This window comes from Brevundimonas sp. (assembly GCF_036399195.1).
GTDB lineage: Bacteria > Pseudomonadota > Alphaproteobacteria > Caulobacterales > Caulobacteraceae > Brevundimonas.
In genome coordinates, this window is record NZ_DASWNO010000164.1 from 1 (window position 1) to 7,350 (window position 7,350).

The 7,350-nt window shown below is 69.4% G+C and carries 10 protein-coding genes; 3 read left to right on the forward strand and 7 right to left on the reverse strand.

Annotated elements, in window-relative coordinates:
- Window positions 1–323, reverse strand: a 323-nt coding sequence (locus VGB60_RS07700; protein ID WP_331037685.1) for a DUF1491 family protein, incomplete at its 3' end; no start/stop codon positions are given.
- A 57-nt stretch (window positions 324–380) separates the two neighbouring features.
- Between VGB60_RS07700 and VGB60_RS07705 the strand changes: the two genes are divergently transcribed.
- Entirely contained in the window at window positions 381–1,241 is an 861-nt protein-coding gene (locus VGB60_RS07705) for a hypothetical protein (RefSeq protein ID WP_331037686.1), read from the forward strand.
- 4 nt (window positions 1,242–1,245) lie between these two features.
- On the opposite strand, the gene VGB60_RS07710 is transcribed toward VGB60_RS07705, so the two are convergent.
- Window positions 1,246–2,910, reverse strand: a complete 1,665-nt coding sequence (locus VGB60_RS07710; RefSeq protein WP_331037687.1) for a HAMP domain-containing sensor histidine kinase — start codon at window positions 2,908–2,910, stop codon at window positions 1,246–1,248.
- A gap of 194 nt (window positions 2,911–3,104) precedes the next feature.
- Here VGB60_RS07710 and VGB60_RS07715 point away from each other — a divergent pair, with 194 nt between their 5' ends.
- Window positions 3,105–3,530, forward strand: coding sequence for a SufE family protein (locus tag VGB60_RS07715; RefSeq protein ID WP_331037688.1), 426 nt, complete (start codon window positions 3,105–3,107; stop codon window positions 3,528–3,530).
- Here VGB60_RS07715 and VGB60_RS07720 read toward each other — a convergent pair.
- Genes VGB60_RS07720 through VGB60_RS07730 form a run of 3 tightly spaced genes read right to left on the reverse strand, consistent with a single transcriptional unit; the run spans window position 3,524 to window position 4,766 of the window.
- Window positions 3,524–3,688 (reverse strand): hypothetical protein, encoded by a 165-nt coding sequence (locus VGB60_RS07720; RefSeq protein ID WP_331037689.1) that lies wholly within the window; start codon window positions 3,686–3,688, stop codon window positions 3,524–3,526. The genes VGB60_RS07715 and VGB60_RS07720 overlap by 7 nt on opposite strands.
- Window positions 3,685–4,413, reverse strand: a complete 729-nt coding sequence (locus VGB60_RS07725) for a DUF6456 domain-containing protein (protein ID WP_331037690.1) — start codon at window positions 4,411–4,413, stop codon at window positions 3,685–3,687. Before VGB60_RS07725 ends, VGB60_RS07720 begins: the two co-directional genes overlap by 4 nt.
- Entirely contained in the window at window positions 4,410–4,766 is a 357-nt protein-coding gene (locus VGB60_RS07730; protein WP_331037691.1) for a chromosomal replication initiator DnaA, read from the reverse strand. Before VGB60_RS07730 ends, VGB60_RS07725 begins: the two co-directional genes overlap by 4 nt.
- Window positions 4,767–5,063: 297 nt before the next feature.
- Here VGB60_RS07730 and ctrA point away from each other — a divergent pair, with 297 nt between their 5' ends.
- Window positions 5,064–5,771, forward strand: a complete 708-nt coding sequence (gene ctrA, locus VGB60_RS07735) for a response regulator transcription factor CtrA (protein WP_183254582.1) — start codon at window positions 5,064–5,066, stop codon at window positions 5,769–5,771.
- 86 nt (window positions 5,772–5,857) lie between these two features.
- Here ctrA and VGB60_RS07740 read toward each other — a convergent pair whose 3' ends face one another.
- Window positions 5,858–6,229, reverse strand: coding sequence for a response regulator (locus VGB60_RS07740; protein WP_331037692.1), 372 nt, complete (start codon window positions 6,227–6,229; stop codon window positions 5,858–5,860).
- A gap of 200 nt (window positions 6,230–6,429) precedes the next feature.
- A partial coding sequence (locus tag VGB60_RS07745) for a helicase-related protein (RefSeq protein WP_331037693.1) occupies window positions 6,430–7,350 on the reverse strand: 921 nt, incomplete at its 5' end.

Here is a 7,350-nt window from a genome sequence, read left to right on the forward strand (position 1 = left end):
GCCACCGTCTCCGTGATGAAGTGCCGGCCCGCGCGGTCCTCGATCTCGACCACCCACAGGTCCGGGTCGTATCCGTTCTGCCGCTCGATATACGCGTCCAGCTCGCTCTCCTGTTCGCTCTCGACGGGCTGCATCCACAGCCGCTCTCCATCCGCGCCGAAGGCCTCGCTATAGAGGCGGGCGCGGCGGGTCGAGGTGTCGAACACCTTGACGATGACGGTCCCGGCCCGCTGGTCGCCCTTGCGCACCACCGTGGCGAAAGCGCCGCCGAGCTCGGCCCGGCGGATCAGGGCCGAGACCCACAGGTCGCTGGAAAGAAGCACTTTGATAACCCTGTCCGGAAACCGTACCGGAACGTGTGGCGCCCAGGATGCGGCTCCATGACGATAGGGCGCCCCGCACGGAAGACCATAGCCGCCGCGCTGGCCGCGGCGACGACTTTCCTTGCGTCCGCCGCCTCGGCCGGGCCTGTCGACACCTACTACGAGCGCGCCTTCGTCGTGGCCGCTGACGCCCGCTGCGGATTGTTCGAGACCCGGCTGGACGCCGCATTGAGCGCCGCTACGGCCCAGGCCCGCGGGGCCGCGCTGCGGTCCGGGATTGCTGAGACGGCGCTGACCGCCACCGCCGCCCGGGCTTGGTCTCGCGCTCAATCAGTGTCGTGCCGCGACCCGCAGCTGGCCACCGTGCGCGCTCGGGTCGACCAGGCCTTTTCCGGTTGGCTCCGAACGCCGCGCATGACCTTTCCCGGCGCCGAGCAGGACTGGACCGCGGTCCGGACCCGCTCCGAAAGCGCCGCCTGGAAGTTGCGGCAGGAGTCGCGCGTTGGCGCGTCGCCGGTCACCTTCGGCTATGCGGGCGCGGAGGCCACGTCGGAATTGATGACCGTCGTCAGCTTCGTCGGTCGGTCTCGACCGTACGCCGCGCGGATTGTGCTGCGGGATCCGATGCGGGTTCCCCGTCCCTGGCTGAACGGAGACGGTCTGGTTCCCGCCTCCGCGCGAGCCAGCTACTGGGCGACCGGCGTCGCCGCCGCGGATCGCGGCCTGCTGACCAGCGACAGCCGCGCCGGCGAGACCTGGCGCTTCCCCGCGTCCGCCGCAGCCGCAGTGGAGCGGCTGGATCCGCGGGAAGCCTTCGCGGTCGAGTTCCATTTCCGGGACGGCACCGTGGCGACGGCGAGGTTCGAGGCCGGGGATTTCGCCGCGGCCCGGGCTTTCCTGGCCATGGGCGCGATCTGAGGCGTCAGCCTCCGCCCTTCATCGGCATCGGAATGACCTCGGCCCCGCCCTCGGGAGCCGGGGCGCGGGCGACGAGCGCCACCGGGAGCCGGACCGTCACCGCCGTGCCCTCGCCGAGCGTGCTGTCGATCGTCATCCGGCCGCCGTGCAGTTCGGCGAAAGCGCGCACGAGCGACAGACCCAGCCCAGTGCCCTGACGGCGCTGCTCTACGCCCCCGGCCTGTTCGAAGGGACGACCGAGACGCCGCACGTCTTCCGGCGCGATGCCGACGCCGGTGTCTGCGACGACGACTTCGAGATCGGCGCCCGCGGTTTCCGCCGTCACCGTCACGGTTCCTCCGGCGGGCGTGAATTTCACGGCGTTGGAGAGCAGGTTCAGCGTGATCTGCTTCAGCGCCCGACGATCGGCGGAGACGTCCAGCGGCTCGGCCGGCAGCACGCTGGACAGGCTGACGCCCTTCTCTTCCGCATGCACCCGGACCAGCGCCATGGCGGCGGACAGGGTCTCGCGCGCGTCGAAGCGCTCGAGCGTCAGCGTGTACCGCTCGGCCTCGATCTTGGCGACGTCGAGCAGGTCGTTGATCAGGTCCAACAGGTGCCGGCCCGCCTGATGAATGTTGTCGGCATAGTCGCCATAGCGGTCGGGCATCGGCCCGAAGATGCGCTGCCGCATGATGTCCGAGAAGCCGAGCACGGCGTTCAACGGCGTCCGCAACTCGTGGCTCATGTTGGCGAGGAAGCGGGTCTTGCCCGCCTCTCGCGCCTCGGCCTCGTTGCGGGCGACCTCGAGTCCAAGCTCGCGGGCGTACTGCGTCGTGGCGTCGGAAATCTGGGCGATCAGACGGCCGCCGGGGGCGTCGTCCAGCCGGCGCACGATCAGCTGGGCGCGGCGATCGAGAGCGCTTCGGGGGGCGAACAGGGCGGCTCCTTCATGTCCCGCCTGCGCCCGTTCCAGCGCGTCGAGCAACCGCGGCCGGTCGGGCGCGTGAACGGCGTCCACGAGGCCGGTCTCGAACAGGGGATCGATCGCCAGATAACCGGGAGGTGAGCCATAGGCGGCCACGACGCGCCCTGACGGTTCGAGCACCAGCATCAGGGCCGGCTGGGCCGCCAGCAGGGTTTCGACACGCGCTGTCCCGGCGGTCGCCGCCGCCAGCTGCGCCTCGTGCTGCCGCCATGAGAGCCGGACGGCCAGGGCCGCGGCCCCCGCTGTCAGCAGGGCGGACACCGCGGCCAACTCAGGCCGATGAACGCCGGGACCACCTGCCCAGGCCGCCAGAAGCCCGGCCAAGGTCGCGGTTCCAGCGGCCAATGCGCCGGCCTGAACCGCGCGCGTCCCGCCGAAGGCGAGGCCGGCGGCCATCGGCAGGAATACAAATCCGGCCAGAGGTCCGGTCAATCCGCCCGAAAGGCCGGCGGCGATAAAGGCGGCCGCGCCCCAAACCCACAGCAGGGCCATCCGCTGGTCGCTTCCGTCGCGCCATAGAAGACCCAGACCCGCCACGCCGGGAACGGCCATGGCGAGGACGCCGTAGAACACCGCCCCGTCCACCGCGCCCAGCCAGCCGCCGACCAGCGCCAGCAGCGCCGCGGACACGGCCCAGCCCGCGTGCCACGCAGCGAGCGCGGCGCGGTCGCCCGGTGCAGCGCGGCTTGACGATCGGGACATGGCGGGGGCGGGCTGGATCAAGGGCGAAGGAGGAGAGGCCGACAATGCGCCGACGGTGAGGCCACTCTAGTCCCCTGGCTGAGTCGTCCAAAGCGCGCACGCTTTCCAGGCGACTGGCGCCACAGGCCAAGAGCGGTTTTCTGGGGAGATGTCCGAAGGTTGTCGTTAACGCGTACGCGGCCTATCTGCGCCCGATGACGCCGCAGCCTTCAATCGACGAGACCCTGGCCGAACTGGCGGAGGATTTCGACGTGCTCGACGACTGGGAAGGCCGGATCGAGTACGTCATCGATCTCGGAAAAGGGCTGGAGCCGCTGCCGGAGGCCGATCGAACCGATCCGAACAAGGTGCCCGGCTGTGCGGCGCAGGTCTGGCTGGCGGTGCGCCGCGACGACGACCGGCTCCGCTTCCTCGCCGACAGCGACAGCGCCCTGTCGAAGGGTAACATCGCGCTGCTCTTGAAGCTGTATTCCGGGCGGCGGCCGACGGAGATACTCGCGTTCGACGCGCGCGCCGCCCTGGATCGGCTGGGCCTGCCCGCAGCCCTGACCCGTCAGCGCGCCAATGGTCTCAACGCCATGGTCGGGCGCATTCGCGAAGCCGCGGCCGAAGCTCAGTAGTAGAAGCCGGTGATCGTCTTGGCGGGCTGTCGGTTCGGCCGCTGGACCACCTCGACCACCATCCGACGTTCGTCCGGCCGAGGCGTCCGCCGATCCCATCGCCCTCGCCCAACCGCCGTCCACCGCTCCATCGCCGCGGACTTTCTGAGGCCTGTCATCCTATCCGGTAATGCGCGGCGAGCTTGGTCAGGCCGGCGCGCAGCAACTCCTTGCCGGCTCGCCGACGCAGTCCGAGATCCTGCTCGGCCGCCTGCAGGGCCGAGGCCCGGATGCAGATGGCGTCCACCAGCCCTCGCGCCGCGCCACACGCGGCCAGGGCGGCTTCCACCCTCCTGGCGGCCGCGCCCGCGCCCGGGTCGGCCCGCCGGACTCTTCCGCCCGCGCCGGACCGCGGCAGGCCGTCCCACCGCATCGTGACCGAGGCCCCGCGCAGGGCGACCTCCGCATCGCGGCCCAGCCGATGCGCGGCCGCGACCTGTCGCGGCGCCAGCCAGGGCTCGCCCCCGCCGTCCTTGCGCGACGCCAGCCAGGCGATGGCGGAATGGCCGAGGTTGGCTCGTTTCACCTGTGTCCGACCCTCACTGTCCATGGTGGCGCGGGCTCCCTCGATCACGCCCGGCCGCCCGGCGCCAGGCGCCTCCGGGACCCCCTTTCGCGCGTCGGCGATCCAGCCCCCTCCGGACCGGCCCTTCAATCCCGGCCGCTCGGCCAGTCGCCGGAACAGGGCCTCATCGATTTGAAACAGGACGCGGCTTCGACGGTCGCGCCCGACCCGAAGGCCGTATCCGCCGTCCGGCAATGCGTCGATCCAGCCATGCGGGCGCGCCAGCAGTCGTGTCGCACGGTCAAGGACGGGATCGGCCGTCGCGTCGCTCGCGCTCATGCTCGAAGTTCGCAGCGCGGCGCCTCCAGCACATCGCGGACGCACCGCTCCAGCCGATCAAGCAGCGCGTCGAGCGCGGGGCGGTCGCGGCTCTCCTCGACCCATCGGCAAGCCGCGGCGGCGGTCGCGCGGTTCAAACCGAAAGCGTATGCCACCCGCTCAAGCGGCCATCCAAACGCGACATAGGCGAGGTACATCGCCAGCCAGCGCGCCCGGCAGGCGGGCCCCCCGAGCCGGGCGCCGCTCCTCATCCGCTCGGCAGGCACCCCTGTGGTCGCGGCGACCATCTGCAGCGCCAGTCCCGCGCGAATACGGTCCGTCTCGTGGACCTGACCCCAGTGCATGTCGTCCATCGCGTCGCTCCCAATCATCCCGACTGAAGCCAGTCGTTCCCCCGCAGGCCCAAGGCTAGGAATATGATCCTAGGGGGCGTCGATTGCGGTCGTATGGAGCCATGCCTTCGGCAAGGGGCGGGGAAAGTGCGCGATCTTGACTCGGGACTCTCGACGCCGATTCGCAAATCAGCCTACGATTCGCCTCAATGGGGTGGCGTTAACCTTTCTTAAGTTTTTGCTCGGTTAACTCCCCAACAAGGTTACCCGCCATGCGAATGTCGGAGCCACTGTCAAGCTTTGCCTGGAGGGGCATCAATGCGCGTCTTGCTTATCGAAGATGATCACGCAACCGCGCAGAGCATCGAGCTCATGCTGAAGTCGGAAGGCTTCAACGTGTACACGACCGACCTCGGCGAAGAGGGCATCGATCTCGGCAAGATCTACGACTATGACCTGATCCTGCTGGACCTGAACCTGCCGGACATGAACGGCCTTGAGGTCCTGCGCCAGCTGCGCGTCGGCAAGGTCAACACCCCGGTGATGATCCTGTCGGGAACCTCGGAGATCGAGACCAAGGTCAAGACGTTCGGCGGCGGCGCGGACGACTACATGACCAAGCCCTTCCACAAGGACGAACTGATCGCTCGCACTCACGCCGTGGTCCGTCGCTCCAAGGGTCACGCCCAGGCCATCATCCACACCGGCGAGATCGCCGTGAACCTGGATGGCAAGACGGTCGAGGTAAACGGTCACCGCGTCCACCTGACGGGCAAGGAATACCAGATGCTGGAGCTGCTCTCGCTCCGCAAGGGCACCACCCTGACCAAGGAAATGTTCCTGAACCACCTGTACGGCGGCATGGACGAGCCCGAGCTCAAGATCATCGACGTCTTCATCTGCAAGCTGCGCAAGAAGCTGGCCACCGCCGCCGGCGGCAAACACTACATCGAGACCGTCTGGGGCCGCGGCTACGTCCTGCGCGACCCGTCGGAGTCGAGCGCCCCGGTCACCGCCGCCGCCTGACCCCGACGCACTGAACATCGAAACGCCCGCCGGACCGCTCCGGCGGGCGTTTTCGTGCGCGGCGCCCAAGCGGCGACCGACACGCCTCAGATATGAACGACCGGGCGCGCGAGGATCCGCTCGACGCGAGCCAGCAGGGTCGCCGGGTCGATCGGCTTGGCGACATAGCCGTCGCAGCCCAGCTTCACCGCCGCCCGCACGGAGTCGATGCTGCTGTTCGCGGTCACCATCAGCACCGAAGGCGCCCAGCGGCGAATGCGGCTGAGGACCTCGAGGCCCGACATGTGGGGCATGTTGACGTCGAGGACGACGAGATCGAACTTGAAGCGCCGCGCCATCTGCAGGGCGGTCTCGCCGGTGCTGGCCGTCATGCATTCATAGCCGGCGTGGGAGAGGACGGCGTCCAGGATGCTGCGGACGGATTCATGATCGTCGACGATCAAAATTTTGCCGGGCATCAACAAACTCCGTGAGCCGCACACGCTCCTCGCCGACGTGTTTAATCCCTGATCCGCCCTGACGGGTTAACGCCGCAAAGCAAGGTTCGACGATTCGGCGCGGCGTCCGTCGCAGCAACTGGCCGGGCGTCGGGACTCCTGAACACGAACGCCCGCCGGATCTCTCCGGCGGGCGCCATGACTTCAGGGATGCGTGGAGCTTAGCCCTTGGCGGCATAGCCCTGTCCGCCGTTGGACGGGCGCCGGCGGCGGGGACGGCGCTTGATCTCGCCGTCCGGCTTGGCGGCCACGGCGACGGCGTTGCCGCCCTGGCGCGGATCGTTGTTCGACGGGCGCGGACGCTCGCGCGCCAGCGGGTCGAACGCCCGTTCCGGGGTCGGACGGACGTCGCGGCCCGGGCCGGGCTTGCGGACACGGTGCGGTTGGCCGCCGCCTTCCAGCTTGACGCCGTCGCGGCGCGGGTTGCGCGGACCGCGCTGCTGCTGGCGGTCGCCGCGGCCGTCGTCGGGCATGGAAGCCTTCGAGCCGACGCCCGAGGCCATGATCGACTGGTCCAGCAGGGCCAGCGACTTGTCGTTGCGGCGGTCGGTCGAGGGGATCTTCTGGCGCGTGACCTTCTCGATGTCGCGCAGCAGCTTCATCTCGTCGCCGGCCACGAAGCTGATGGCCGAGCCGTCGGCGCCGGCGCGGGCCGTGCGGCCGATGCGGTGCACATAGGCCTCGGGCACGAACGGCAGTTCGAAGTTGACGACGTGCGAGACGCCGTCGACGTCGATGCCGCGCGCGGCGATATCGGTCGCCACCAGCACCCGCAGCTTGCCCTTCTTGAAGGCGTCGAGCGTGCGCTCGCGCTGCGGCTGGCTCTTGTTGCCGTGGATGGCCCCGGCCTCGACGCCGCCGGCCTCAAGGTAGGCCGCGACCTTGTCGGCTCCGTGTTTGGTCTTGGTGAAGACCAGGCAGCGGGTGAAGGTCGGGTCGCTGAACATCTCGGTCAGCAGGGCGCGCTTGCGGCCCTGTTCGATGTGGATGATCGACTGGTTGATGCGCTGAACCGTGGTGGCCTGGGGCGTCACCGACACCTTGACCGGGTCCTTCAGCAGTTCGCCCGCCAGCTTGCCGAT

What these genes read in the sequence shown, in the direction of transcription:
- VGB60_RS07705 (WP_331037686.1), top strand. Translation starts at nt 381, where the DNA reads ATGACGATAGGGCGCCCCGCACGGAAGACCATAGCCGCCGCGCTGGCC.
- VGB60_RS07710 (WP_331037687.1), bottom strand. Translation starts at nt 2,910, where the DNA reads ATGTCCCGATCGTCAAGCCGCGCTGCACCGGGCGACCGCGCCGCGCTC.
- VGB60_RS07715 (WP_331037688.1), top strand. Translation starts at nt 3,105, where the DNA reads ATGACGCCGCAGCCTTCAATCGACGAGACCCTGGCCGAACTGGCGGAG.
- VGB60_RS07720 (WP_331037689.1), bottom strand. Translation starts at nt 3,688, where the DNA reads ATGACAGGCCTCAGAAAGTCCGCGGCGATGGAGCGGTGGACGGCGGTT.
- VGB60_RS07725 (WP_331037690.1), bottom strand. Translation starts at nt 4,413, where the DNA reads ATGAGCGCGAGCGACGCGACGGCCGATCCCGTCCTTGACCGTGCGACA.
- VGB60_RS07730 (WP_331037691.1), bottom strand. Translation starts at nt 4,766, where the DNA reads ATGGACGACATGCACTGGGGTCAGGTCCACGAGACGGACCGTATTCGC.
- ctrA (WP_183254582.1), top strand. Translation starts at nt 5,064, where the DNA reads ATGCGCGTCTTGCTTATCGAAGATGATCACGCAACCGCGCAGAGCATC.
- VGB60_RS07740 (WP_331037692.1), bottom strand. Translation starts at nt 6,229, where the DNA reads ATGCCCGGCAAAATTTTGATCGTCGACGATCATGAATCCGTCCGCAGC.